The sequence below is a fragment of the Neptunomonas sp. CHC150 genome (assembly GCF_030397555.1).
Lineage (GTDB): Bacteria > Pseudomonadota > Gammaproteobacteria > Pseudomonadales > Balneatricaceae > Neptunomonas > Neptunomonas phycophila.
The window spans coordinates 39808-64925 of sequence record NZ_JAPNXU010000008.1; the positions used below are offsets into that span (position 1 = coordinate 39808).

The 25118-nt window shown below is 45.1% G+C and carries 23 protein-coding genes and 1 riboswitch; of the genes, 9 read left to right on the forward strand and 14 right to left on the reverse strand.

The genetic code is table 11. The features are described from left to right. Positions 1-217: 217 nt before the first annotated feature. The 3 genes from OW491_RS09470 to OW491_RS09480 all read left to right on the forward strand — a co-directional run bounded on the left by OW491_RS09470 (position 218) and on the right by OW491_RS09480 (position 2429). Complete coding sequence (locus OW491_RS09470) at positions 218-343, forward strand: hypothetical protein (RefSeq protein ID WP_277252818.1); 126 nt, start codon at positions 218-220, stop codon at positions 341-343. A 163-nt stretch (positions 344-506) separates the two neighbouring features. Then, positions 507-1508 carry a gluconate operon transcriptional repressor GntR gene (gene gntR / locus OW491_RS09475; protein WP_075174302.1) on the forward strand — a complete coding sequence of 334 codons (1002 nt, stop codon included), beginning with the start codon at positions 507-509 and terminating at the stop codon, positions 1506-1508. A gap of 67 nt (positions 1509-1575) precedes the next feature. Next, positions 1576-1814, forward strand: a riboswitch (FMN riboswitch). A gap of 135 nt (positions 1815-1949) precedes the next feature. Further along, positions 1950-2429, forward strand: coding sequence for a 6,7-dimethyl-8-ribityllumazine synthase (locus tag OW491_RS09480; protein WP_075174303.1), 480 nt, complete (start codon positions 1950-1952; stop codon positions 2427-2429). An 18-nt stretch (positions 2430-2447) separates the two neighbouring features. On the opposite strand, the gene OW491_RS09485 is transcribed toward OW491_RS09480, so the two are convergent. Further along, positions 2448-3641 (reverse strand): cytochrome-c peroxidase, encoded by a 1194-nt coding sequence (locus tag OW491_RS09485; RefSeq protein WP_290035745.1) that lies wholly within the window; start codon positions 3639-3641, stop codon positions 2448-2450. A gap of 290 nt (positions 3642-3931) precedes the next feature. Here OW491_RS09485 and OW491_RS09490 point away from each other — a divergent pair, with 290 nt between their 5' ends. The 4 genes from OW491_RS09490 to OW491_RS09505 are packed head-to-tail and all read left to right on the forward strand — an operon-like array spanning position 3932 to position 8864. Beyond that, positions 3932-5200, forward strand: coding sequence for an imelysin family protein (locus OW491_RS09490; RefSeq protein ID WP_290035746.1), 1269 nt, complete (start codon positions 3932-3934; stop codon positions 5198-5200). Continuing rightward, positions 5201-6655, forward strand: coding sequence for a di-heme oxidoredictase family protein (locus tag OW491_RS09495; RefSeq protein WP_290035748.1), 1455 nt, complete (start codon positions 5201-5203; stop codon positions 6653-6655). It abuts the gene before it with no gap. After that, positions 6656-7747, forward strand: a complete 1092-nt coding sequence (locus OW491_RS09500; RefSeq protein ID WP_290035749.1) for an imelysin family protein — start codon at positions 6656-6658, stop codon at positions 7745-7747. Continuing rightward, entirely contained in the window at positions 7737-8864 is a 1128-nt protein-coding gene (locus OW491_RS09505) for a DUF1513 domain-containing protein (RefSeq protein WP_290035951.1), read from the forward strand. The genes OW491_RS09500 and OW491_RS09505 overlap by 11 nt, the downstream gene beginning before the upstream one ends. A 68-nt stretch (positions 8865-8932) precedes the next feature. On the opposite strand, the gene OW491_RS09510 is transcribed toward OW491_RS09505, so the two are convergent. After that, positions 8933-10408 (reverse strand): hypothetical protein, encoded by a 1476-nt coding sequence (locus OW491_RS09510; RefSeq protein WP_178967707.1) that lies wholly within the window; start codon positions 10406-10408, stop codon positions 8933-8935. Between the two features lie 288 nt (positions 10409-10696). Between OW491_RS09510 and OW491_RS09515 the strand changes: the two genes are divergently transcribed. After that, a complete protein-coding gene (locus OW491_RS09515; protein ID WP_290035750.1) occupies positions 10697-11026 on the forward strand; it encodes a hypothetical protein in 330 nt (109 codons plus the stop codon). Between the two features lie 314 nt (positions 11027-11340). Then, positions 11341-12660, forward strand: a complete 1320-nt coding sequence (locus OW491_RS09520; RefSeq protein ID WP_290035751.1) for a PepSY domain-containing protein — start codon at positions 11341-11343, stop codon at positions 12658-12660. Positions 12661-12726: 66 nt separating this feature from the next. Here the strand turns inward: OW491_RS09520 and OW491_RS09525 are convergent, their stop codons facing one another. From OW491_RS09525 to OW491_RS09580, 12 genes are all read right to left on the reverse strand, one after another. After that, positions 12727-13962: an MFS transporter gene (locus OW491_RS09525; RefSeq protein ID WP_075179643.1), complete on the reverse strand. Its 1236-nt coding sequence runs from the start codon at positions 13960-13962 to the stop codon at positions 12727-12729. A gap of 120 nt (positions 13963-14082) precedes the next feature. Next, positions 14083-14964 carry a DUF2971 domain-containing protein gene (locus OW491_RS09530; RefSeq protein ID WP_075174311.1) on the reverse strand — a complete coding sequence of 294 codons (882 nt, stop codon included), beginning with the start codon at positions 14962-14964 and terminating at the stop codon, positions 14083-14085. A gap of 53 nt (positions 14965-15017) precedes the next feature. Further along, positions 15018-16463: a mechanosensitive ion channel family protein gene (locus OW491_RS09535; RefSeq protein WP_290035753.1), complete on the reverse strand. Its 1446-nt coding sequence runs from the start codon at positions 16461-16463 to the stop codon at positions 15018-15020. A 290-nt stretch (positions 16464-16753) separates the two neighbouring features. Further along, a complete protein-coding gene (locus tag OW491_RS09540) occupies positions 16754-17665 on the reverse strand; it encodes a hypothetical protein (protein WP_290035755.1) in 912 nt (303 codons plus the stop codon). An 837-nt stretch (positions 17666-18502) separates the two neighbouring features. Then, entirely contained in the window at positions 18503-18856 is a 354-nt protein-coding gene (locus OW491_RS09545; protein ID WP_178967701.1) for a hypothetical protein, read from the reverse strand. A gap of 43 nt (positions 18857-18899) precedes the next feature. Beyond that, complete coding sequence (locus tag OW491_RS09550) at positions 18900-19166, reverse strand: PAAR domain-containing protein (protein ID WP_215151450.1); 267 nt, start codon at positions 19164-19166, stop codon at positions 18900-18902. After that, positions 19166-19999: a hypothetical protein gene (locus OW491_RS09555; protein WP_290035759.1), complete on the reverse strand. Its 834-nt coding sequence runs from the start codon at positions 19997-19999 to the stop codon at positions 19166-19168. Before OW491_RS09555 ends, OW491_RS09550 begins: the two co-directional genes overlap by 1 nt. A 287-nt stretch (positions 20000-20286) precedes the next feature. Further along, entirely contained in the window at positions 20287-21753 is a 1467-nt protein-coding gene (locus tag OW491_RS09560) for a hypothetical protein (protein WP_290035760.1), read from the reverse strand. An 11-nt stretch (positions 21754-21764) separates the two neighbouring features. Beyond that, positions 21765-22757: a DUF4123 domain-containing protein gene (locus OW491_RS09565; protein WP_290035761.1), complete on the reverse strand. Its 993-nt coding sequence runs from the start codon at positions 22755-22757 to the stop codon at positions 21765-21767. A gap of 194 nt (positions 22758-22951) precedes the next feature. Beyond that, entirely contained in the window at positions 22952-23305 is a 354-nt protein-coding gene (locus OW491_RS09570; RefSeq protein ID WP_290035762.1) for a hypothetical protein, read from the reverse strand. Positions 23306-23348: 43 nt separating this feature from the next. After that, entirely contained in the window at positions 23349-23534 is a 186-nt protein-coding gene (locus OW491_RS09575; protein ID WP_290035763.1) for a PAAR domain-containing protein, read from the reverse strand. Continuing rightward, positions 23534-24529 carry a hypothetical protein gene (locus OW491_RS09580; protein WP_290035764.1) on the reverse strand — a complete coding sequence of 332 codons (996 nt, stop codon included), beginning with the start codon at positions 24527-24529 and terminating at the stop codon, positions 23534-23536. The genes OW491_RS09575 and OW491_RS09580 overlap by 1 nt, the downstream gene beginning before the upstream one ends. Between the last annotated feature and the right edge of the window lie 589 nt (positions 24530-25118).

The following is a 25118-nucleotide window of genomic DNA, read 5'->3' on the forward strand; positions in this document are numbered from 1 at the left end:
ATAGTTATGCCTGCTACTCTAAGGCTTTAGGCAAGGATTAGGCGACGGGATGACTAGCCTAATCCTTTGGTCGCGGTTTGATGGCATTCCTCGGCCATCTCCGCCAGCTTGCTATAAAAATCCGGCATTGGCTGTTAATATGCAGCCCAAACCACACTAGGCGGCTGGTTTAGCGGTACTAGTATTATAAAAGCAATAAAGAGATAGGTGACATTCAATGGCACATGACGACGAAAACTTTCGTGATTCATCTGGCTACGGCTGGATCATCATCAACATTGCTGCACTCTTGTGGATAACTATGCCTGTGAGCATAGCATTTACTAAAGTAGTTCAGTGGTAAGCATTTCTAATAAGCCGCTACGCAGCCATTCGCTCTCCATTTGAATGTACCTGAATAGCGGCTGCCTTCACACTACCCGCCCTTTTAGACCACCCATTTTTTTATTTTAGCCCTCTCCTAGCTGTGCTAATGTTACAGGTAACATTGGATCTCAGGCACAAGCATGACCACTAAAAAAAGAAGACCAACATTACAGGATGTAGCCGAACAGGTGGGGGTCACTAAAATGACCATCAGCCGCTTTCTTAAAAACCCCGAGCTTGTCTCGGAGCAGCTGCACGATAAAATTAAAGCGGCCTTGGACAATTTAGGCTACATACCTAATCGCGGCCCTGACATCCTTTCAAAGTCCAAAAGCTACGCCATTGGAGTCTTGGTGCCGTCGCTCACCAACCAGGTTTTCTCAGAGGTTATTCGCGGAATAGAATCTGTCACAGATCCGGCGGGTTACCAAACGATGTTAGCGCATTATAGTTATAGCTTGGATGCTGAAGAATCACGCATAGCAGCCCTATTATCCTACAACGTGGACGGGCTTATTCTATCGGACAGTTTTCATACTGAGCGCGTTCGCAAAATGATCAAAACAGCCGGAATTCCTGTGATTGAGGTCATGGACTCTGTATCACCAGCCATTGAACAAGCGATCGGTTTTGACAACGAGGCCGCCGCTTTTGCTATGACCGAGCTAATGATTGAGCGAGGCCGTACTAAGATCATCTACTTTGCCGCTCGAATGGACGCCCGCACTCGCTTTAAAATCCGCGGCTATGAACAAGCAATGCGCAAGCACGGACTAGCTCCATTTAGCCTGCAAACCGAGGAAGCCTCCTCGTTTACACGCGGCGCCAAGTTACTGGATCAAGCGCTAGCAACCCAGCCGGATATGGATGGTATCTTTTGTACAAATGATGACCTAGCGATTGGCGCCCTCTTTGCCTGTCAGCGCCGCGGCATATCCGTTCCCAATCAAATCGGCATTGCGGGCTTTCATGGCCATGATATTTCCTCAGCCATTGTTCCAAAACTCGCTACCGTCGTGACACCACGCGAGCGTATGGGGCAAATGGCCGCTGAGCAGCTGTTAGCTCGGCTATCGGGTCAACCTATTGTCGATAGGGTCATTTCGCTGCCCTTCACCCTCGAACCCGGCGAAAGTCTGTAGTCATTTGACGTCGGTCTTTACACACACGCCATAAAGTCATATATTTCTGTAATCGGTATTACACCGATTTCGTTCTCGGGGCGGGGTGAAATTCCCCACCGGCGGTAAAGCCGATCAAGCTTGCTTGAAACGCTAAGCCCGCGAGCGCCTTTTTAGCTCAGTTGTCATATGCGCTATATGATGTGATCTACTCTCGGAGTAGGCAGTACATATCATGCTGTTAGCCATATAGTGAGTTAAAAAGGGTCAGCAGATCTGGTGAGACTCCAGAGCCGACGGTTATAGTCCGGATGATAGAGAGCGTGTCAGACATTGTCCTCCATGGCGTATTACGCGATGGTGGGAGACCTATGGGCTGTTACGTCCGGCATACGCCGTCGTAGCGCCCGTGGCTTGCCTGTCCGTTCGCCCTGATTCAGTGATTTTTAGTAGGATAAACCCATGAATCAGAGCTCAACGAATTCTAATACACTTAACATTCGCGATCAGCGCATCGCTTTTATACATGCCTCATGGCATACCGACATCGTCCTTAATTGCTGGGAAGGCTTCCGCAATGAAATGGCTGAGCGCGGCTATGATGTGGATAAATTTGACTTAATTGCCGTACCGGGCGCTTATGAGATACCACTACAAGCCAAGCTACTCGCCAAAACAGGTCGCTACGCAGCCATTGCTTGCAGCGCACTGGTAGTGGATGGGGGTATTTATCGCCATGACTTTGTTGCCCAGACGGTATGCAACGGCTTAATGCAAGTGCAACTAGAAACCGAAGTACCCGTGCTCACCGCTGTACTCACGCCGCATAACTTCCACGAGCATGACGAGCACAAGCAATACTTTAGCCGTCACTTTGTGCAGAAAGGTCAAGAACTGGCCAATGCTGCCGATGGTGCTATTCGTTTAAAAGCGTCCATATAACAGTGTTAACTCAGGGCGCTATTGAGCGCCCTTTTTCTTACTTTTCTGCTTTTCTAACAGCGCCTCATACCGCTTATCCGTAAGCGTTTCTAAAAACGCCACCAGTGCATCAATACGTTTATCATCTAATGCGGGGCCTGTTTCAAGCTCTGTTAGCGAAAGGTTTTCATTCACCTCTGGTGCTCGCCATGGTTTTCCGGTTTCGGGGTTGATCTGGCGTTTTTTACTACGGCTGTTGTACTTGTTATAAAAAAGAATGACTGTACGTAAATCTTTAAACGTTCCGTTGTGCATGTAAGGAGCAGTTACCGCAACATTGCGCAAGGAAGGTGTCTTATACTTACCGCGGGCTGCCACATCTTGTTCGACCGCTGGATTATTTAGCAAGCCTTCATCAATGGCTTTCACTCCGTTTTTATGACGCAAGTGGCTGTTCTCTGGCACTCCGATATTGTGATATTGATAATTTGTGAATGTCTCATCGGCCCTGTTGGGGGTTGTCCGCAGCTGGTGGCATAAGTTGCAGTTAGTGAATTGTTGGGAGAAGAAAAGCGTACGGCCCAACTCCTCTTGTGACGTCATTGTGTACTCGCCACGTAAATAACGGTCATATTTCGAATCAAATGGCGAGAAAAAATCACCCTTTTCAAACTCGGCTATCGCATCCGTCATAGCGTCATATGCTGTATCGTGATCCTGAAAAACAGCATCCCCATAAATACCTTTAAAAGCACTTTGGTAATGATTGTTTTCTAGCAAACGCTCAACGACACTGGTTTTATCTGGCATTCCCATTTCAATTGGGTTTAACGGGGGGCCACCAGCTTGCTCAGCTAACGTTGACGCGCGGCCGTCCCAGAATTGCCCGCCCGCATATATACCATCTTTGCGCCGGTGGAACTTAGGTGCGAATGCCGCATAACCAACACTCGGCGCATTACGATCGCCAAACGATTTTGCGTCGTCACCTAGAGAAGCCGCCATACCAACGTCAGGGCTACGGTGGTCAACAAAACCATCCGCTGGGGCATGGCAGGTAGCACACGACATAGTGCGATTGAAAGATAAATTAGGATCAAAAAATAACTGCTGGCCCAACTGAGCTTTTAACTCAGGCGACGGTGTCGCGTCTTGCTCCGCCCACACCAGACCGCCAATACAAACACTCATACACGTTACGATGGCTAACCAAGACTTGATGACGCTTTTCATGATACCTCTCTACGATTGCTTAATACCTAATGGGTATCGGCCTCGCCAAATACTCCCATAAAACAATCGGCTAACTACATGGGTTGTTATGCCTTTAATACCGTGCGGCAAAGGATACGCCGAAAAAACACACCGAGCAGGCATAGTAAAATAAACAAATTATATAAGAAATGATCCCGATCAATACGCTAAGTTTCAACACAAGCCATAATTGTAATAAGAAGTGTTATCATTTATATTACTTAGATAACGTGTTCAACGTATTTTCCATCGCTTTAAAGGAGTGTTTTATGAAAACGGTTTCCCGGCTGGCACTTGCCATCGCCATTAGTGCTGCCACACCCGTTGCTCTTGCAGCGACAGCAACAGAAGTTTTAAAAACTTACGGCGATATTGCTGAAGCGACCTATTCTGACTCATTAAGCACGGCCAACACATTAAAAGCTAAAATTGATGCACTATTAGCTGAGCCAACACAAGCAACATTGGAGGCAGCACGTAAAGCATGGTTAGCCGCACGTGTTCCTTACCAACAAACGGAAGCGTATCGTTTTGGTAACGCTATTGTTGATGACTGGGAAGGCAAGGTCAATGCATGGCCATTAGATGAAGGCCTGATCGATTACGTTGACGCGAACAGTTACGGTTCTGAATCTGATGAGAACCCCGTTTATGCTGCCAACGTGATAGCTAACACATCAATTACTATTGGTAACGAAACCGTTGATGTAACCGATATCACGCCTGTTTTGCTGTCCGATACTCTACAAGAAGCCGATGAAGTTGAGTCTAACGTAGCAACGGGCTACCACGCTATTGAGTTTTTACTGTGGGGCCAAGACCTTAACGGTACAGAACCTGGCGCCGGTAATCGTCCAGCTACTGACTTCAGCCTAGACAATTGCACCGGCGGTCATTGTGATCGTCGTCGTGCTTACTTGGAAGCAGCGACTGATCTCTTGATTTCTGATCTAGAAGAGATGACTGAAAACTGGAAAGAGGGCGGTGACGCTCGTAAACAGTTAGCCGAGAAAGGCGAAAAGGGCGGTCTAGCGACTATGCTCACAGGTATGGGTTCGCTATCTTATGGTGAGCTCGCGGGTGAACGCATTAAACTAGGTCTGATGCTGCATGATCCAGAAGAAGAGCACGATTGCTTCTCTGATAACACGCACAACTCCCACTATTATGATGCTAAAAGCATAAAAAATGTTTACATGGGTACTTATACCCGTGTTGACGGCAGCGTAGTAAGCGGCCCTAGTTTATCTGATCTGGTTAAAGCTCAAGCTCCCGAAGTGGATACCCAGTTGGTTAGCGAGCTCAATTCAACAGAAGCCGCCATGCAAGCGATGGTTGATGAGGCAGAAAAGGGCAATACCTTTGATGTACTGATTGGAAGCGGTAACACTGAAGGCAATGCGGTTGTTCAAAAAGTAGTGGATGCCCTAACAACACAAACCAAGTCAATCGAGAAAGCGATTAGCACTCTCGGCTTGGACAATATCGAATTGGAAGGATCCGACAGCTTAGACAACCCTAGCTCAATTCAGGGATAAATGTCGGTACTGCACCACACCCTGTTCATTGTGGGAACAGTAGCGATCTCATGCTTAACCGCCGAGATCGCTACCTCGTTACCATTGCTGTCGATCCAGGGAAACGCACCAACGGCGGACGCTGCAACACTGCATAAGCCCGCGTCGCCTAACGCTTTCGCGCAGCCTGCCAGTAACTTGTCTTTTGAAGAGCGCATGCCCTTCAACTTAGGGCACAGTTTATTCAAGAAACTCTGGGTATCATCACCGTCTTCGACTACCGCTAGCGATGGCTTGGGGCCTCTGTTTAATGCTCGGTCTTGCATGCGCTGCCACGTTAGGGACGGGAGAGGCCACCCACCCGATGTAGGTCAACTTAAGCCCGCAACATCGACGGTTATACATCTGAGCATTGCTCCACAGAACGAGCAGCAAGAAACATTACTCGCCCAAGGTAAACTGGGAGTCATTCCGGAACCAGCTTATGGCAATCAATTACAAGACATGTCTATTCAAGGGCTACCCGCTGAAGGGCGCATAGCACTGGAGTATGACGAGCACACCGTTACGCTTGCTGATGGCGAACAAGTTATCTTACGAAAACCTAGAATCACGATCACCGACTTAAGCTATGGGTCGTTCCACCCCGATACTATGATGTCCATGCGCGTAGCACCAGCGATGGTAGGCCTCGGTTTGCTCGAAGCAATTTCTGAAGCCGATTTGCTAGCCCACGAAGATCCCGAGGACCTTAACCAAGATGGCATTTCGGGCCACGCCAATCGAGTCTGGGATTACAAAACGCAACAGACCGCCATAGGCCGTTTTGGCTGGAAAGCCGGCCATCCCACTATTGAACAACAAAATAGCATGGCGTTGCGCAATGATATCGGTATATCCAACACACTGTTCCCTGCTGGTTTTGCCGATTGCACTGAGGCACAATCTTTGTGCCAATCGTTACCCGACGGGAACAGTCAGCACCTAGATGGTGTCGAAGCATCTGACGACATGGTAAAGATGCTCACATTTTACACCCAGCATCTTGCCGTACCCGATAAGCGTAATCGCCATTCTGGTTCCGTCAAACGAGGCGAGCAGCTATTTTCGCGCATTGGTTGCAGCCAATGCCATATACCAAGTTACCAAACACGATCCGACACGGTAGCAAGCCTGGCCGACCAAACGATTTGGCCGTACACCGACTTACTACTGCATGACATGGGAGAGGGCCTTGCTGATCATCGCCCCGAATACCAAGCCAACGGGCGTGAATGGCGCACTCCCGCTTTGTGGGGTATTGGGTTAACTCAGATGGTGAGCGGTCATACTCAATTCTTACATGACGGCCGTGCGAGGAGCCTACAGGAGGCCATCTTATGGCATGGCGGGGAAGCCGACGCTGCTCGACAACACTATAGCCAGCTCACGGCAAATGAGCGAAAGGATCTGATCCAATTTCTGGAGTCATTATAAATGAAGTTTTCGACTACCTTATTAGCGGCCGCATTAGCTTCGGCCACTGGTTATTCTAGTTTAGTTTTAGCAGCACCAGAGCCTTCTACATGGGCCGAACTGAACCAGAGCATTATTCATAGTCACGTTATGCCGCGCTATGAACAGCTAGGGACGAACAGCCTTAAACTGTCCGAAGCCACCCAAGACCTCTGCTCAGTAGACACTCCCGCGGCCCAAAAAGCTAACCGGTTAACCGCCGCACAAGACGCCTACCGCAACGCTATGGATGCTTGGCAGGGGATACAGCACATTCAATTTGGCCCTATTACACTGCTCATGCGTAACTTTAGTCTTGAGTATTGGCCCGATAAAAAGAACACAGGCGCTCGCCAGCTCCGCCAAGCACTTACAATGCCCGAGCCAGCCTATGATACCGAGTTTTTTCATGCGGCCAGCGTCAGCATCAAAGGGTTTCCTGCACTTGAGCGCCTATTATTCGCCCCCTCTGCTACAACAGACCTAACTCCCAACTCTCCTCATTGTGAGTTAGCCGTAGGCATTGCAGAACATATCAACTGGAACGTCGCTTCTGTCCATGATGAGTGGGAAGCCGAGGCCGAATCGATGGCCGTTGTCGGGGAAGAGGAGAACTATGAATCTCATAAAGATGCCGCCACCGCATTTATGAAATCATTAGTTGAACCGCTAGAAGCCATTCGTGATAGCAAGCTGCTGGCACCTTTAGGTGATACACCAGAAGAGACACGATGGAAAAAAAGTGAGTCTTGGCGCAGCGGTATTTCGATTGCGAATGTACGTACAAATATAGCCACATTGCATGAGCTATACAGCGATACGGGCCCTCTTAACGTAGAAGCCGTGCTAGCGGATAATGGTCAATCAGACCTAGCGACAGAGATCGACGCACTCTTTGAAAAAGCTCAAGCGCAACTTGCGCCTATTACCGAACCTGCAAATACCGTCACGCCGAAGCAACGCGAACAAATGTTAGCGGCAGCGGACACTATTCGAGCGCTTAAAAACAACTTACTTGATGCCATGCAATTGTTAGATGTGCAATTAGGATTTAACAGCCGTGATGGAGATTAATCGTCGTCAGTTTTTAAAATGGCTTACCATTGCGCCTGCCGTCAGCAGCTCCTTCTCGCTAGCGGCCAAGGCTGAGGATAGCCAAGCGATAATAGATGGTCAGGCGCTATATGCTTCGGCCAGCCAAGGCGACGACGGGCTGTACTATATTCATGTTGTAAATAGTGAAGGCCATGAGCTGATGAGACACTCCGTTCCGGATCGCGCTCATCAAGTAATCAGCCACCCTACACGTCCGTGGATTCTGGGAATTGCGCGTCGTCCCGGCACTTTTATTGAAATTGTCGATTACCAGACATTAACGCTGGTTAAACGGGTGGAGAGCGAGCCGGGTTACCATCTATATGGTCATGCTCAAGTCTCTGACGATGGCCGATATATCATCACTACCGAAAACAATATGGCAACTGATGAGGGCATGGTCATTGTTCGGGATATTGAAGACGACTTTGCCGTCGTCAAACGCTTTCGTACACAAGGGATAGGGCCGCACCAAGTCATTTTATCTCGCGATCAGAAAACGCTCGTCGTTGCCAATGGAGGTATTCGTACCGAAGGACGCGAAAAGACAAACCTCGATACAATGAAGCCGTCGCTTGTGTATTTAGATGCACACAGCGGTGCTTTATTGGAGCAAGCTTTTTTGGCCGATGAATATCACCAATGCAGCATCCGCCATATTGACCTGTCTGCACAGGGGCAGGTCATTATCGCAATGCAGTATCAAGGGCACCCAGCCGATCAAGTTCCCATCATGGCTAGCCATCGACGAGGAGAGCCGCTAAGGCCACTTGAGATTCCTCCCGCATTACAAAGCCAATTGGATCAATACTGCGGTAGCGCTTGTTTTGATCAGTCTGGCTTATATGCTGCAGTATCCGCCCCTCGCGGAGATCAAGTCATGATCTGGGACATGATGGATTACACCCTGATAGGCACGGTGAAAACCAAAGATGGATGCGGTTTAGCACGCACCCATAAAGCAGGGGAGTTTATTGTCAGTACGGGACGAGGGCGCTTATACCATGTGGATGTAGCCGGTCTAGAGCGCAAAGCTATTCGTTTTGATGCTACGCCAGTCCATTGGGATAATCATTTATTTCCGGTCATAGCTTAACAAAGCCACAGCCTTACACTGAAAAAGAGCCTGAAACAGATACGCTTCAGGCCCTTTTTTATGGCTGTTTACTGCAGTGCAAAATTGAAATCACCTTCAATATCATCACTGTTATCCATCACCAGATCAAAGCTTCCCGATGCACTGTATGTACCTAAAGCGCTCAATGTTATTGTTCCGCTAACAGCACGTATCACCTCAGGATCGTCTAAGTAGCCACCCATTTCCGCCGCAGACGTATGCAGCCTTACTAACACTTGGTTGCCTACTAGATCGTCTGTTACATAATTATTGACGACCGTGTAGTTACCCGCCGTAGGCTTATTCAAAAACTCGAAATAGAACATGATGTATTGGCCACCATAGGGCGCCATAACGCCAATTTCGTAGCTTTTAGAATCACCAGATTCAACGGCGTCTAAGGCAGGAGTAACCGTGGTTTGCGTCTCAAGGTCTTCAAGCTGGCCGCACACTCCATCAGAACTGTCTAGGTCATTGTAAAGGCCAGAAGTAAAGCTGAGCGTACCAAAATCAAATGCAGGCACATCGCTAAGGTGTTTAAAATCGATGCGGCCATACGCATCAGCACCACAATAAAGCACCATGGCTAGCTCTGAGCCATCGGCATTACGATAGTACTTTTGCGTTTCGTCATCACAAATATCCATGTCCTCTTCGCCGGTATCTGCATCTAACCAGTCGGACACATCGATTGTTTCAGGTCCATTCACATAACAACTGGTCACAAGCGATGACGTCGCATTGACCTCTTCGGAAATGCTCACAGCCACACTTTCCATTCCGACATCGGCGGTCATCGTGTAGGTTTGTCCGCCAAAAGAATAGCTGTCATTCAAGGTGAACGAGAACGCCGAAGCCGAGCGCCATACCCCAGCCTCCTGGTAATTTATAATATCGGCTTCTGATATTTCTATGAGGTCATCAATATCATCAGCCACATCTAAACTGGCCAACGTAATCTGAAAATGAGCTAACGCATTAAACGCACTTACTAACTCCCGATCGTTGCCGATTTCATCCAATGGAATTTGATCAAGTATTGATAATAGGGTCTCATCTGCTTCAAATGCTTCTACCGTTTGCTCGAAATCGATAGTTTGATTATTGAAGTAGTCTTGTACCGTTGCCGAAATAGTTATTCCGTTATCAGGATCGCCATCCGCATCCAGCGATTGTAAAAAGCGCAGTAAATTAACAACCGTATCGTCGTTTTCATCTGCCGCATCAGGGACTAAGTCCAACGGCGTAATCACGGTCGAGCCATTGGCGCTTCCTAATACCACATCTCCCACCGTGAATAATACCGTCCCGCCTACCGAATAAATAAAGGTACCGTTAGCGTCGGTAACACCCGTGATATCACCAGAGGTGTACTGTAAACCTTCCACAGGACTGTCTAAAAATCGGCCTTCTGCTGTTGCCGGTTCGTCATCATCACTGGATGATCCGCCGCCACCGCCGCATCCTGTTAGCGCAAGCATAACGCTTAATGTCGTTATTGCCGCAAAACGTGTGTTCCACATAGCCCTCTCCTTGACCTAATTAGTTCCGAATACCCCAGCCTTAGTAAAGCTGATCCTATCCCCTCATCCTTTGAATTGCCCTAACCATTTTTAGTGAGTCATTAAAGCGACACTCACTCATTCTTGCGCCAGGCGAACCCCTCTGCAACGTGATGTGCCATCAGGCGATAAAAAATATTAAAAAAAAAGTGTAAGGAATCGCTCCGTGTTTCGACTAAAGCTATTAGTAAGCAACATATCGTTTACCGTTTCTCTTATAAACCCAACATAAATTAGAAGGTAATAGTTATGAACGCAGGTAAAAAAATCGTAGCCACATTAGGTACCGCTGTTTTATTGAGCACAACATCCCTTGCTATCGCAGCCGACATGGACAAGACAGCAGAGATGAAAAAAGCTGACATGATGCACAAAGCTGATGACATGAAAAAAGAAGGCATGATGCATAAAGCAGACGATATGAAAAAAGATGACATGATGCATAAAGCGGACGACATGAAAAATGAAGGCATGATGCATAAAGCAGACGACATGAAAAAAGATGACATGATGCATAAAGCGGATGATATGAAAAAAACAGACATGATGGGTGAAGCAAAAAAGAAAATGGAAGGTTAAGCATCTCTTTCCAGCCAAGATTGATCATCCTGTAAGGGGCCACTTGATCTTGGCAGTTTCCCACCGGCTAGCTTTTAGAAAACGACCAATAGAAGCTAGCTGGTCGCTTAACCTTCCACCCCAGTTCCTGTGAAGATAAAACTACGCTGTTGATGATAATCCTGTCACGTACACCGGTTTATACGATCCAAGGTGCGTCAATGCACCACATACTGCACTCAAAACGTTTTTGATAGATTACACGCCAAAACAACTAGCCCTGCTTTACTAGTCGCCATGCGCTATTAAGAAGCGGGTAATAGGGAGATTTAGGCGTGAGCCACTCAACATCCGGTATTGCCTCTATCAACGGTTCAGCAACCGATACGTTAGAGAAATCACACAGCGATTCAGCCATGCATAAGCGCCGTTATATGACCTTATGGCGCATTCATTTTTTTGCGGGTTTGTATGTCGTCCCTTTTATGCTAATGCTCAGCATTACAGGCATCATTATGATGTTATACACGCCTGTGCTCGAACCGTTATTGCACCCCAACCTTGTTAAACTACCCACCCATGAAGTAGGCGCTAGCTATCAAACATGGGAGCAACAACGCCATGCTGTCAGCCTCCAATATCCCGACGCGACCATCAAACAAATGATTGTCCCGCATGCTCCATCCGAACCCACACGATTTGTCTTGAGCACCTCCGAAGGAGCCAACCAGCTCACCTTTGTTGACCCTTATACTAGCCAGGTTTTAGGCAGTCTTAATCAGGATGGTACTCTGTACGCATGGGCCGATAATATTCACGGGACTATTTTGTTAGGCTCCTGGGGTGACGCTATGATCGAGCTGGCGGCGATACTCACTTTTGTGATGCTCTTTACGGGTGTCTATTTATGGACCGCGCGTCGGCGTACGGGCCTATCGCAATGGAAGCCTCACTGGAAACGTAAGGGGCGCTCATTATGGCGAGAGCTGCATACCATGACAGGTGTCTATGTAGCCATGGCGCTATTGTTGTTCGCAATCACCGGTTTATCCTGGACGGGGATTACCGGCGCTAAAGTGCTGCAAGCCTGGGGGAGCTTCCCCGCTGGCGTATACGACGGCATTCCAACCTCTGAACTTACCCATGCCGACCTCAATCCTGGAGTGCACGAAGAGGTACCGTGGAACTTAGAACAATTACCGCTACCGGCATCTGGTTCACTAGCCGGTTTACCCGGTATCCCAAAAACCCAACCCGTTAACCTAGACACCGTAGTTAGCTACGCACGTGATAACGGCATGACCTATTTCCGTGTAAATCTGCCCAAAAGCGAAACGGGAGTCTACTCTGTGATGGCCGCCACCATGAGCCGCGATATTACTGATGCAACTCAAGACAGAAGCCTGCATTTGGATCAGTACACAGGGAACGTTCTGGCCGATATTACCTTTGATGAATACGGGCTAATGGCAAAAGCGATGGCCATAGGGATCCCATTACACATGGGGACGTGGACAAAGCTCAACCTTGTTATCAACACGGTGCTCTGTTTGCTCATTATCTTTTTATCCGTGGGTGGCTATGTGCTCTGGTGGAAACGCCGTCCGACAAAGGCCGGTTTTAAGCTAGTACCGCCACCAAAAGCCAAGTCGTAAGCCGCATACATCACTCACCAAGGCACCTAGCAGGCGCCTTGGTCTTTCTTGTACGCTTTATAAGCTTTATGCGGGACTAAACCGCTCCATACGCAACGGCGTTATGGGCAAGTGCACTACGGCGGCCAGCAAGCCTAATAGGGCGCTCACGATTAACGCTAAATCATAAGAACCAAACCATTCAAAGGTTAAACCAGCCCACCAGCTGCCAAAAAAAGCACCGATTTGATGGCTAAGCATTACCATGCCGAACAATGAAGCTAAATTTTTCGTCCCAAAAATTTGTGCAACACTACCGCTGGTCAATGGCACGGTAGACAACCACAACATGCCCATCAAGCCACTAAACAGATAGAAAATCGTGTCAGTTTTAGGCAGCAAGAGCAACGCGATCAATAAACACGCACGCAACCAATACACTAAAACAAGCAACCACGGTTTATGCCACTTATCCCCAGCCCAGCCGATTAAGATCACACCTATTACATTCATGATACCGATGATAGCTAAGGAATCTGACGCCACGGCGGGTAACAAACCACAATACGCTACCAGCCCAGACATATGCACAGTGATAAAAGCAATATGAAAACCACACACAAAAAAACCTACATTGAGCAGCTGATATTCGCGCACTTTAAAAGCGCGTCCAATCATCCCCCAGTCAAAAATGGCCCTTAGCGATAGCGGCTTAGCCGTTTGGCTAGAGCTCATATTCGATGATGGCGCTTCACGATTCACAAACCCTAAGACTAAACACAAAGCAGCAACACTGGTCACAGCACACCAAAAATACGTACCCGACCAGCCAGCAACCGGAGCCAGCTTACCAACAAACAATGCAAAGCCAAACTGGCCTAGCGAGCCACCAGCCGTGGCAATACCTAACGCTAGTGACCGTCTATGAGCCGGAAAGCGTTTTCCCACTACAGCCAACACAATAGGGAAGGTGGTTGCACCCGCGCCAATACCAATCAACAACGCGTTACCCACAAAAAAAAGAACACCGCTATCGGCAGCACTGGCAACGAGAAGGCCCACACCATAAATGAGAATGCCCCCCAGCAGTACACGCGCTGTACCAAAACGCTCGGCTAATAAGCCAGCCACGGGCGCAACAGCCCCCCAAATTAAATTTTGAACAGCAAAGCCTAGCGAGATTTCAGAAACAGGAATCGATAAACCCGCACTCATTTGCGGCATCATCAAGCTCACGCTTTGCCGAATCCCCATGTTGTACGCCAAAATGAGTACAGCACACGCTAAAAGCCACCAGGGGCTTATCGCCTTTAGTTTTTCCATGCCCTTTCCTATTTGCACTTATTCATTGTTAGTGAAATACCGCTCTATCGGCATATTCACCACACAAGCTAAGCGAGGCAATCAAAACTTGGCTTTATATAACGCAATTCACTGTTTACCTTAGCGCTGGCGATAAGGGATCTGACAATAAGTAATACCGCGAATAGGCGATACGCCATTCTTGGCTAGATACATACTCAAGGAGTTCATAGACGGGCTAATGTTGGGTGTGGGACCTAAGAAGATATGCAAAATCTTAGGTTTTTCCTGCTGTGGAGCAACTAACGAAAACTTAAAGTAGGGGACTAACATGTGCGTCCCTTCACGAAAATGCACCGACGAGTCTTTAAAATCCGTTACGATAGGCGAAACGATTCGCCATTCAGCTTCTTCTTGGAATGATGGGTGCTTTAAAATAGCCGCAATACGTAATAAATCACTTTCGACCCGCTCAAACACATCCGCAAAAATCTCATCAGTCTGGCAACCGTGTACACCACACGCACTGGCGGCAAGGTCTTCTACATGATCAACAATTTGATGGATCAATTGGCGCTGACGTTTGGGATCGTACACACACCGCCCAACCATAAACCCTTGCTTACGTGCGCAAGTTAATAAATGGTTGGGATCAAACCCAATGCTTACACCTTTACCTAAATCACTGTAGCCTCGCCACTGGCTCAGCAGGTTGCCGTTAGCACGGAACGAGCCAGAAAAAAGCATATGCCCATTGGTAACACGGCGGGTAATCCAATCTAAAAACTGATTTAGCAAGCGCGGGTTAGGGTGGCCCAATGCGATCCGCTCTTCCACTTCGGCACGCGTTAACGTCACCATATGATTTAGCTCGGCTGAATCATTCATATAGCGAATATCGCTGGCCCACAGGCTGCCGCTTTCGACAATGCCCATCAGACCAGAAAAGGTAGTGTAGTGATAAACAGCTTCAGCCGGTATGTCAGCGTAAAGCGCTTCGGTCATTGAACGTATATTTTCCATGAAGCAGACTATACGACTCTTTTAGTGATAGGTTTATTAAACCATAGCACAGGTTAAAGAATATTCCGGCCTTGCTCTGGATCACGCGACGCGGCAGCCTGCTCACGAATCTCGTCAGTATCACTGCTAAGGTCATCATGCTCACCCACTTCTAAATCCTCATCAACCAAGGCGTCAACGCTTCTATCAACGCCTAATGGCGAAGCATTCGGGAGCGTTCCTGAAACAATGGGGGCGTGTGCTTCATTCCCCGTAACCACGACAGGAACACCTTGTGGAAAGATAATCTCACGCGAGTCATCTGGCATACTAATGCCGTTTCTTTCCAGCTCTCGCATAATTAAACGCATCAGAATCGAACCTACTTTTGCCCCACTGTGCGAGCGCTGATCAACCCAGTAATAGATACGTAAGTTAATAGTTGCCGACCCTAATGACTCCACCAGCACCTGCGGCTCGGGATCACCCAATACCGCCTCATGTTTAACCAGTACTTGCATCGCCAGATTTTGCGCCTTTCGAATACTGGCATCATACCCAATGCCCAACATAAAGCTGCCGCGAGCAAGCGGGTTGGCAGTCCAGTTTTTTATCACGTTGGTGTAAATAGTCGCATTAGGGATTTGAATATGATTACCGTCAAAATCGACCAGTGTAGTCGCCCGAGCTGTCATTTTTTGCACAACCCCTTTATGACCATTCACTTCAATCACATCGCTAATTTGGAAGGGGCGCTGAACGCTCAACAATAAGCTAGCGATAAAGTTTTCGGCGATATCTTTAAACGCAAACCCCACCACTAAACCAATAACCCCAGTGCCGCTAATAATAGCTACCGCCACTTGAGTGAGCCCCGCAATACGCAAGAAAAAGTAAAAACCAAAGAGAATAATAAACAGCGTAATCGCACGACGTAATACAATTTGAACCAGCTGGCTTTGGCCTGCTTGAACAAAAGGCTTCATCAATACATTGGTTAGTGGCCGAGCCAACACAAAGCATACAAAAAGCACCACTAAACCAATCGCGATCATAGGAAGCACGTGCAAACTGGCATACCACAAGCGCGTCATCTCCGCGCGCACAGGAGCCATGTCCAGCACACTCGTCTCCGCGACAGTTATATTGTTGATCACGGCAACGACGCCTTCCACGTTTTTAGCGATGTCAGCCGCCCAAGCAACAAAACGCTCCTGCGTCACCTCTCCCGATAAAAAGACCAACCCCTGACGGGACTCGACTGATAAATCCGTGTACTGCTCAGCCGTGGTTAAAATACCGAGGACTCGTGACTGAATCTGTGCATCATTAATAGGCTGGTTCGCATCGATAACACGTTCGGTATTTTCGAACTCGGCCGCAGTTACAGCAGAAGTAGAAGAAGCCTCATTGACCGCATGATGTGTTTCAGATGTCAGCCCCCACGCCGGCGCACAAAAAAGCCAAACACAAAGCACTGTATTAATCATGTTCCTGCAGCGGGGTAAGCACTTATTCATATCACATCCTTATTAGTACGCGTGGCTTGAGTCTCAGATAATAAGTACAAAACTCATAAATGAACAACGAAAGGCGGCAACTTAACAGAACCCGCCGATAGGATTCAGGGGCGATTGCTGCTGATCTAATGCTTTCATTACTGATTAACTGATGCACTTGATCAATTGTGTGAGGTTCTTTTTCAGTCGGTTAAGTTAAAGCGATGGCACAATTACGTACGAAGCTGGATCTTTAAGAAGGGTGCCAGCTTGGCTGACTTTTCAGCCGTCGTACGCAACGGGCTTCATAGTTAGTCCTTAATATTCCACATGCCGTTTTTATCTTTCCAAAGCATAATCATAATTCTTTCCTCCTCACCTAAGACATCACTCGAATATGATATTGGGCTTGGATCTAATAGTGCCAGTTTACCATTACCAACTATAACGAGCTTACTATTAGATATATCAAAATTGTTTAACTCATAGTTGAGTTCTGGATCCAAAAAATCCGAAAATAAACTTTCATATATTTCATCATTTTCCATACCGGTATCATGGCTATACTTATCTAAGAATCCTTTCAACAGAGGCTTTAAAGAATTACTTTCAATTGCAAGATAAATATCTTTATACGCCTTAAAAACTCCATCATAATCTTCATCAGACAAAGCCAAACCTAAATTTCTATATTGGCTCTCATAGAAATCATAAGCCAGATCAAAACTAATTCTATATTTATTCCACTCTTCTAACATCTCAGAACCTGAGACTTTTCTAAAATCAACATTAGAAACTGATTGATTTCCCTTACTTTCAACTACTTCAAAAGAATTATCGTCATGATTCACATTAACCTTAAAATCAAAAACGTAGTTATCATCTGAGAAAACATCTGAATTTAAACCACTATTTTTTATAGAAAGCCTTATCCGCAACCCATCTTCACTTTTCTTTTTAACCTTGAATTCAATTTCTATAAAGTTTCTACCTTTATATAATAGTTGGTTAATTGGAAATCGACTTCTTATATTCCCCATCGTACCAATCTGATAGCTTGGAGACATTGCAGGAACATCATTGACTCTAAATTTAAAACCAGAAGCAGCCAGAGAATACTCTAAAAAAAACCTATTTTCTGAAGGACTGTTATCATCTCCATAAGCAGCCAAACCAAAGAAAGCAAAACAAGTAAAACCTAGAACTTTATAAAAAAATCTCACATAACCCTCCACCTTTATTTAAAGGAATTTTCTTTTTATATTCAGTGTTAACATCTGCCGTCCATTCCTCATTTTCCCAATCAGTTTAGTCTTCATTAGACCAACCAAGCTGTACCTTAGATAAGAATTCTAACGTTATTCCAGTCAATTTTAACTAATATTTCGCAACACATAACTTCCCTTCATCACCATTTCCCACAAAGCTAACTTTCCTAAACTTTTTACACCATTTATTCTCAAAAACTATTTTAGAAATACACATTTAGTGCGAAGGAGTGCTTACCTCTGAATATATATTGAACAATTAAATTATACTGATACATCCATCTTCCGGCTCTAAGCTTTAGCCGAATTTCGTGTTTCTCTTATTCCATTTGATATAGATATTATAGCTGTATGTAGCCCTGTTATTTCCTAAACCGTATCAATAACATCAATATGAGTTTTTATACTCAACAGGGGATCTAAAGCAAAAGAGTATTTAGGATCAGAAAGTTTAATAGTTTGTTCATGATGCCTTAGAGCATAAGAAGCTCGCTAGTGGCCTTTGCTCCCGACCCCATGAATTCTCCAAACCGTACGAACTCGCGCTCATTCGCTTTAAACACTTTTCGGCTGTTCATCGTTGCATCCGGGAGTTCGGCTTATGGTTCAACGGCGAGTAGTCGGCCTTGCTAGGTGTAATCATCACCAAAGAGATCGTCGCTGTTGTCGATCTCTTCGTGCTCAGCTAAGCCAAACAGGAGCGACAGGGGATGTACAGCAGTTTAATGGGTTGGCGGACCCCAAACTAAAACAGCAACCGAAGTTGCTGTTTACTTATCGATAGACGATAACTTAAAAGAACCAGCCGGTAGGGTTCGGGTGTGCTTGCTGCTGATCCAGTGCTTTCATGCCCTTGATGCAACGAACGATAAGCCAGATCACGGTGAATAATAAAATTATGTAGCCAATTAAGATGAGCGATGTGATGGCACCAATAAAGAAATACAAAAAACCAATCCAGAAGGTGCGGATTTGATATCGGTAGTGTGTTTTCAACCACTCTGGGGCATCGCCTTTGTTGATATACGCCATAATCAATCCGATTAGGCCAGTGATACCGAACACGATGCTGGCGAGGTATAGAATATAAACCAACTTCGCTGAGCCGCTATTGGTTGATGAGGTGTTGATCACTTGATCAGTCATGTGAAGTTCCTTTTCAGTCATTTTGGATTGTGTTGTTTTAAAGCTACGGCTCAACTAAGCACTTAGCCGAACCTGTCATAATGGTTCCACCGTGGCTGGTTTTGCAGCCGACGTACGCGATGGGTTTACCGTTCATATCCATGGTTGATGAACCTTGAACGATAACCGCACCACAGCCGGTTTTATCACCGACCGTAGCAACACGCTGGCCGTCAACTTCTGAATCAGAAGCGACGGAAACGATAGGGGTGGTTCCACAGCCTTTTTTAGGGCAGGAGTGGAGGTCTCCTAGGCGGGCTATTGGTTTCATTATTGTTTAATTCTAATCTCACCGCTCTTATCTAACCAAAAATAAAATATAGGCATGGTAAACTCTGTGGTTTTCTCATTTACTAGCCGAAACGGATTTTCTACGATAGAAAAAAGCTTATTATTTCCAGTTATATATATATAGGTATCCGCCAAATCAAAGTTACTTAAAGAAAATTCTCTATCCACCAAGTACTTACCATATAAGGATTTGAAAATTTCTTTTTTCGACCAGCCGGTATCTTCAGCCTGCTTATTTAACATCGGAGACAAGTATTTTTCTAAAGCATCCCAGTCTTTATCTTCATAAAAAGAGAAAATTTTCTTATACTCATCAACAAGCTTAGTTTTTATTAAAGCAGGATCCTTTACAAGAACAGCTTCTGAAATATACTTAGAATCATAAAAGCCTTTGTAATCTAATTCGAAATCAACATCTAACAGATAGCCATTTTCAACCGTTCTAACGCTACACTCACTCGACTCTACTTTAATACTGTCACTATGGGACTCCACGGTGCAATTTTCATCTTCATAATCGAAATTTATATCGAAGCCGTTACCATCTACCTCAAACGGCATATGAAATTCATCTGCATCCCATGTTTTAAATGAAAGATTTAAAACAGCCGCTTTGTCATTATCTACTTTCCTAGTTATAAATTTAATATTATTATGACCATCGTATAAAAAATGCTTGAAGTCAATATTTGATTCCATAGCAGCTGATGTTCCGATATCAAAACCTGGGTCAACTATAGGAAGGTCATTAATTAAAACCTCCAAATAAGCATTATCAACACGATAATCCAAACCAAAATCTTTATCATCCATATCTGCACCTATAACTGAATAGCTAAAAAACAACAAAAAAAAAAACAAAATTTACAAGACATCATACCCTCCACTATATAGTAAAAGAACCTAAACCTGATTTATCTAAAACAACAAACTCCCCCCCCATTGGACTTCGAAATCCCGCCACGAGCCCCCCTAAAGAAGCTTTAGCTTTATACTCCAGTTTTATACCGCTAAAACCTAGTTCACATTTTGCATTGTAGTTTTTATCAGAGCCTCCTGAGAGCTTTAATGCTACCTCACTCTTAGCCTTGCCTTCAGCCTCAAAAACTTCCCTTAATAAAATATGTTTCTCCTTCTCCTTCTCCTTTTACGACCGCTCTGACTTCCAAACCTATAGCACCACTACCACTAGCTTCTTTTTTCCAATTTTTTTCTGACAAAACTTTAGAAACAGTATATTCTGCTGCCACCTTCGAGTTTGCTATAAGGTTTATACCAGCGTGAAAGCTTGCTTTTGTTTTACCATTAGCAGTAGATACTCCTAGGGCAGCTCTACTCCTAGCTTTTTTAATAGCAGATGAAATACCTGAGAGTGCAGGATAAGCTTTTAGTGCTGTTAGCACCGCATCAACAATGTCTACATTAATCTCTACACCGAGAAAAGGATCAAAACTTACTTTAATCTTTCCCTCGATACCAACGTCACTTTTATCATCTAACTCTACAATTTTAAAACCTGCATCTTTAACGTTAAAAGCTTGATTAATCTTTATGTAGGATTGTGTCGGGTCACTTTTAATGTCCTGACGCGGAAACCTCAGTTTATTACTTATAGCCCCGGATATGTCCTTATAGAAAGGCATCATATCTTGCGCGTTGGCAGATTCGTTACCTTCCTCTTTAAGAGGTATTTCAATCTTAAGTATATCTGAGTCGTATACCCCCTCCAGCCCTAAAGCTATCTTACCTTCATACTTAGGTGGAATAGGATTAGAATATATTGTGCCTGCCATCTCACTAGAGAGGCTACCCTTCCACTGCACATGCGGGTACAGTTTTATAATTGCCCCGAAGTCACTTCCGGCCCCCTCACAACTAACCACCTTCAACTTATATTCTTGTGCCAACCTCTCACATTCTAGTGGATCAAAAAGATCAAAGGCTAAAAATTTAACTTTTTTGTAGTCACTAAGCAGCGAGAACTTTTTTCTATCATCATAATAAATATTCTCTTTTATTTCCCGTCCAGAAACTTCAATGCCATCACCTTCTAGCAATAAGTAAGGTCCTTCAACCATCCCACATCGATGCTCAAACCCATGATAAAAAGTAGCCTTTAACTTATCCCCTTTAGCACTACCTAACTGTTTATCTGCTATAAGCGCAACAGTACAAACATGACTTTTATTTTTATCGTCGTTTTCGGGAAGACTTATCTTCTTACTTTTGTGATCACACCCAATAATGAGTGTTTTGATACAACATGGCGCATTACTCTCACAGTCACAGGCGGCATTTTTAAAATCCGAATCAACAGAGGGTACATCATTTATAATTGATATTTCTTTAGGTATTGGGCTTTCCAGTAATTCCTCACCACCGTGTTTCAAATAATCATCATAATGATTATTAATTGTAGCAGGCCCTGTACTAGCGCTAACAATAGGGTCGTGTCCCATTACATTCTCGATAGACCTTAATGTGCCAAACGCACTCGAAAATTTCTCTGGTTGTGTTTTAGCAAGATGCGCTATATCTTCTAGCGTTGGTTGATAAGTTGCTGCCATCGTAATTCCTTTTACTTCATCTTGGATTTATTAAGTAGGTCTCGACGAACCTTGCCTCGCGGAATCCAATCAAATAGTTCGTTGCGTTTTTGCCAAGCAAAAAGCGCTTTATTTTCCAGTATTACGACAGCGTCGTGATACCCTTTGGGGAACTCTTCTCCAAACTGCAATAGGCATTGTGCAAGTGTGGTGACTTGACGCTGTGATGTCATCTCAAATTCATTACCTTTTAACGTGGCAAGCTCGGCAGCGGTTACGTAACTACTGAATTTAAATTCTTGTTTGTAGAGCTCTTCCAACTTTCTCGCCAGCTGTCTCTTAGCCCGAACCCCATGCAACTCCCCAAACCGTTCGAATTCGCGCTCAGTGACTTTAAACGCTTTTCGGCTGTTCACCGTTCCGTCCGGGAGTTCGGCTTGTGGTGCCACGACGAGGACTCGGCCTTGGTAGGTGTACTCCTCACCAAAGAGGTCGACGCTGTTGTCGATGTCTTCGTGTTCGGCTAAGCCAAGCAGAGGCGATAGGGGGATGTATAGCTGCTCGATGGGTTGCAGGAGTCGGCCGATTTTCCAATCATCTAAGATGTGTAGCGAGTCGAGCAATACGCGCGGGTCGTAAAAGCGGTAGTAGATGGGCGATTTGTCGTCCGCCGGTGTCCAGAGCATAGTGAATAGCCGAAAGTGCTCGCGCAGCGCTTTGATGGGTTGATTGCTGCTAAAGACGATACCGCTGTGGTTGATTTGGTCTTGTTCTTTAAACCGTTCAGTAACTGGGTTGTCGGGGTCAAGCTTGACTAACCACGGGGCCATGGCTCGGTTTTCTTCATCCAGTGTGCTGTACAGGCAAGCGTGCGGCGGGTCGTGCGCTTCGAGCTCTTGCTGGATCTCTGGCCAGTTAGCGCCATCGATGATGGCCCATAGCGCGAATGGGGCGCTGTGGTGAAGTTGCGCAGCTTGCTGGAGTAGAGTGGGTTGTCGCGCTAGTTGCACTAGGTCTTGTGCCATGTCGCGCGTTTTAAAGCGTTGCAGTAGAGGCTCTACGTCGCCTAAGCGGATTAGATCGAGTCCATTATGCAGTAGTGATTGATAGAGCTGTGCTTTGTAGTCTTCCGGTGAACGAACCAGTACAGGGCTAGAATCTAAAACAGCAACCGAGGCTGCTGTTTATAAATATGTTTTACTGAACGCGAGGCGATAACTTAAAAGAACCAGCCGGTAGGGTTCGGATGCGCTTGCTGCTGATCCAATACTTTCATACCTTTAACGCAGCGAACGATGAGCCAGATGACCCAAAATAGAATAATAAACCAGCCGACAAGCACCACCGATGTAATTGCACCAATCGCTAAGTACAAGAAGCCGATCCAGAAGGTACGTATCTGAAATTGATAGTGTGTTTTTAGCCATTCAGGGGCATCACTTTTGTTAATGTAGGCCATGATGACACCTATCAAGCCTGTAATTCCGAATACGATACCTGCTAGATACAGAATGTAGACCAGCTTTGCAGAGCCGCTATTGGTTGATGAGGTGTTGATCACTTGATCAGTCATGTGAAGTTCCTTTTCTGTCATTTTGGATTGTGTTGTTTTAGAGCTACGGATCAACTAAACACGTTGCCGAGCCTGTCATAATGGTTCCACCGTGGCTGGTTTTGCAGCCGACGTACGCGATGGGTTTACCGTCGACTTCCGAATCAGAAGCGACGGAAACGATAGGGGTGGTTCCACAGCCTTTTTTAGGGCAGGAGTGGAGGTCTCCTAGGCGGGATATTGGTTTCATTAAAAAACAGCTCCTACGCGCCATTCATCGTTTTTATCCTTATAAAATGCCACTTTTAAAATAGAACCTTTACCATTTGGTTTTGCCCACTTAATTGGTGTTGGAAGAGTTGTAGCCAATTTTCCATTCCCTAGGATTTCAACATGAAAGTCATCATTATCTTTTGGGATATTGAGCGGAGCTAAAGTAGTGCCATCACCGGGAGATCGTAGATTATTTCTATCTAAAGATATGCTACTCAAGTAACCTTGCAGCCCATCAAGCCCTAAGCATTCTGCTGTAAAAACCCATAAGTCCGACATATATCCTAGAAAGCCATTATAGTTATTGTCATCTATTGTTCTATATAACTTGTTATAAGCTTCTCTCAGCTCGTTTTTTAAAGTTTCATTAACTTCTAATTTTTTAGAGTTCTCCCATATAAAACTTGGAAACCAATCTTTAGTATTAAAACTGCTCGTCACGGAAAAGGCTTCGAAAGGTTTTGCATATGGATTATACAGCCTTTTACTTTCTCTATACTTTATTTTCTCTAATACTTTTATATTTTCAGATGTATACAAAACATCTTGACCATTAAAAGTATTCGAAGTAACTATTTTTTCTTCTTGCATATCATAGGAGACATTCAATAATGTGACTTTTTCACGATCTCTATTTTTAAAACTGACTCTTTCTAAACTAAGGTTTATATAAAAACTTTCCTTAGGGCCTATTAAAAAGTCATACTTCCCCCCATCTCTTCCAATAACAGGAGAAAAAACTACTTCTAATTCATTATCTTCAGTTTTCATAGCTATATTTAAAGGAATCGATATCGATTGATGTGACTCACTCATCCTATCATCTACCTTTATTCCATTTAAATAAATAGCGAATAATGCGCCCTTAGAGTTTATATTCAAATAATAATTCGCTTTAACTTCTCCACCATAGCTATTCGTAACATTCCCTATACAAAAGAAATATAATATAACAATAAAATACTTACGCATTTCCCCAAGATTCCTCTTCTTTTAGTGAATTGTTTTAAGCTTTAAGAATTCCTACTAGCAGCTTAAATTTGTTGGTATTAGCTAAACCTTATAACTTTTGTTCTATATGATATAACTATAGGATATTAGAGTACCCTAAACCTGCCGATAATACCCAGCCCCTGATTTCGCATTAAAACTTACTCTAAAATTCTAAATTATCGGTTGGATCTATATTTCTTCAACTCCATCATTATTAGCTTAAAATCTTTACATCAGAATTTAGTTTGAGTGCATGGACTAGTTAGACTCGAAAGAATGATCTGTTGACGTTTTATTAGCTAAACTCCAAAGCCGAAACCTTTCTCGATGCCCAAACTAAAACAGCAACCGACGTTGCTGTTTACAAATATGTTTTACTTATCGATAGGCGATAACTTAAAAGAACCAGCCGGTAGGGTTCGGGTGCGCTTGCTGCTGATCCAATACTTTCATACCTTTAACACAGCGAACAATGAGCCAGATGACCCAAAATAGAATAATAAACCAGCCGACAAGCACCACCGATGTAATTGCTCCTATCGCTAAGAACAAGAAGCCGATCCAGAAG

Coding starts and splice junctions, on each gene's coding strand:
- OW491_RS09470 (WP_277252818.1), top strand. CDS start 218: ATGGCACATGACGACGAAAACTTTCGTGATTCATCTGGCTACGGCTGG.
- gntR (WP_075174302.1), top strand. CDS start 507: ATGACCACTAAAAAAAGAAGACCAACATTACAGGATGTAGCCGAACAG.
- OW491_RS09480 (WP_075174303.1), top strand. CDS start 1,950: ATGAATCAGAGCTCAACGAATTCTAATACACTTAACATTCGCGATCAG.
- OW491_RS09485 (WP_290035745.1), bottom strand. CDS start 3,641: ATGAAAAGCGTCATCAAGTCTTGGTTAGCCATCGTAACGTGTATGAGT.
- OW491_RS09490 (WP_290035746.1), top strand. CDS start 3,932: ATGAAAACGGTTTCCCGGCTGGCACTTGCCATCGCCATTAGTGCTGCC.
- OW491_RS09495 (WP_290035748.1), top strand. CDS start 5,201: ATGTCGGTACTGCACCACACCCTGTTCATTGTGGGAACAGTAGCGATC.
- OW491_RS09500 (WP_290035749.1), top strand. CDS start 6,656: ATGAAGTTTTCGACTACCTTATTAGCGGCCGCATTAGCTTCGGCCACT.
- OW491_RS09505 (WP_290035951.1), top strand. CDS start 7,737: ATGGAGATTAATCGTCGTCAGTTTTTAAAATGGCTTACCATTGCGCCT.
- OW491_RS09510 (WP_178967707.1), bottom strand. CDS start 10,408: ATGTGGAACACACGTTTTGCGGCAATAACGACATTAAGCGTTATGCTT.
- OW491_RS09515 (WP_290035750.1), top strand. CDS start 10,697: ATGAACGCAGGTAAAAAAATCGTAGCCACATTAGGTACCGCTGTTTTA.
- OW491_RS09525 (WP_075179643.1), bottom strand. CDS start 13,962: ATGGAAAAACTAAAGGCGATAAGCCCCTGGTGGCTTTTAGCGTGTGCT.
- OW491_RS09530 (WP_075174311.1), bottom strand. CDS start 14,964: ATGGAAAATATACGTTCAATGACCGAAGCGCTTTACGCTGACATACCG.
- OW491_RS09535 (WP_290035753.1), bottom strand. CDS start 16,463: ATGAATAAGTGCTTACCCCGCTGCAGGAACATGATTAATACAGTGCTT.
- OW491_RS09545 (WP_178967701.1), bottom strand. CDS start 18,856: ATGACTGATCAAGTGATCAACACCTCATCAACCAATAGCGGCTCAGCG.
- OW491_RS09550 (WP_215151450.1), bottom strand. CDS start 19,166: ATGAAACCAATAGCCCGCCTAGGAGACCTCCACTCCTGCCCTAAAAAA.
- OW491_RS09555 (WP_290035759.1), bottom strand. CDS start 19,999: ATGGATGATAAAGATTTTGGTTTGGATTATCGTGTTGATAATGCTTAT.
- OW491_RS09560 (WP_290035760.1), bottom strand. CDS start 21,753: ATGGCAGCAACTTATCAACCAACGCTAGAAGATATAGCGCATCTTGCT.
- OW491_RS09565 (WP_290035761.1), bottom strand. CDS start 22,757: ATGGCACAAGACCTAGTGCAACTAGCGCGACAACCCACTCTACTCCAG.
- OW491_RS09570 (WP_290035762.1), bottom strand. CDS start 23,305: ATGACTGATCAAGTGATCAACACCTCATCAACCAATAGCGGCTCTGCA.
- OW491_RS09575 (WP_290035763.1), bottom strand. CDS start 23,534: ATGAAACCAATATCCCGCCTAGGAGACCTCCACTCCTGCCCTAAAAAA.
- OW491_RS09580 (WP_290035764.1), bottom strand. CDS start 24,529: ATGCGTAAGTATTTTATTGTTATATTATATTTCTTTTGTATAGGGAAT.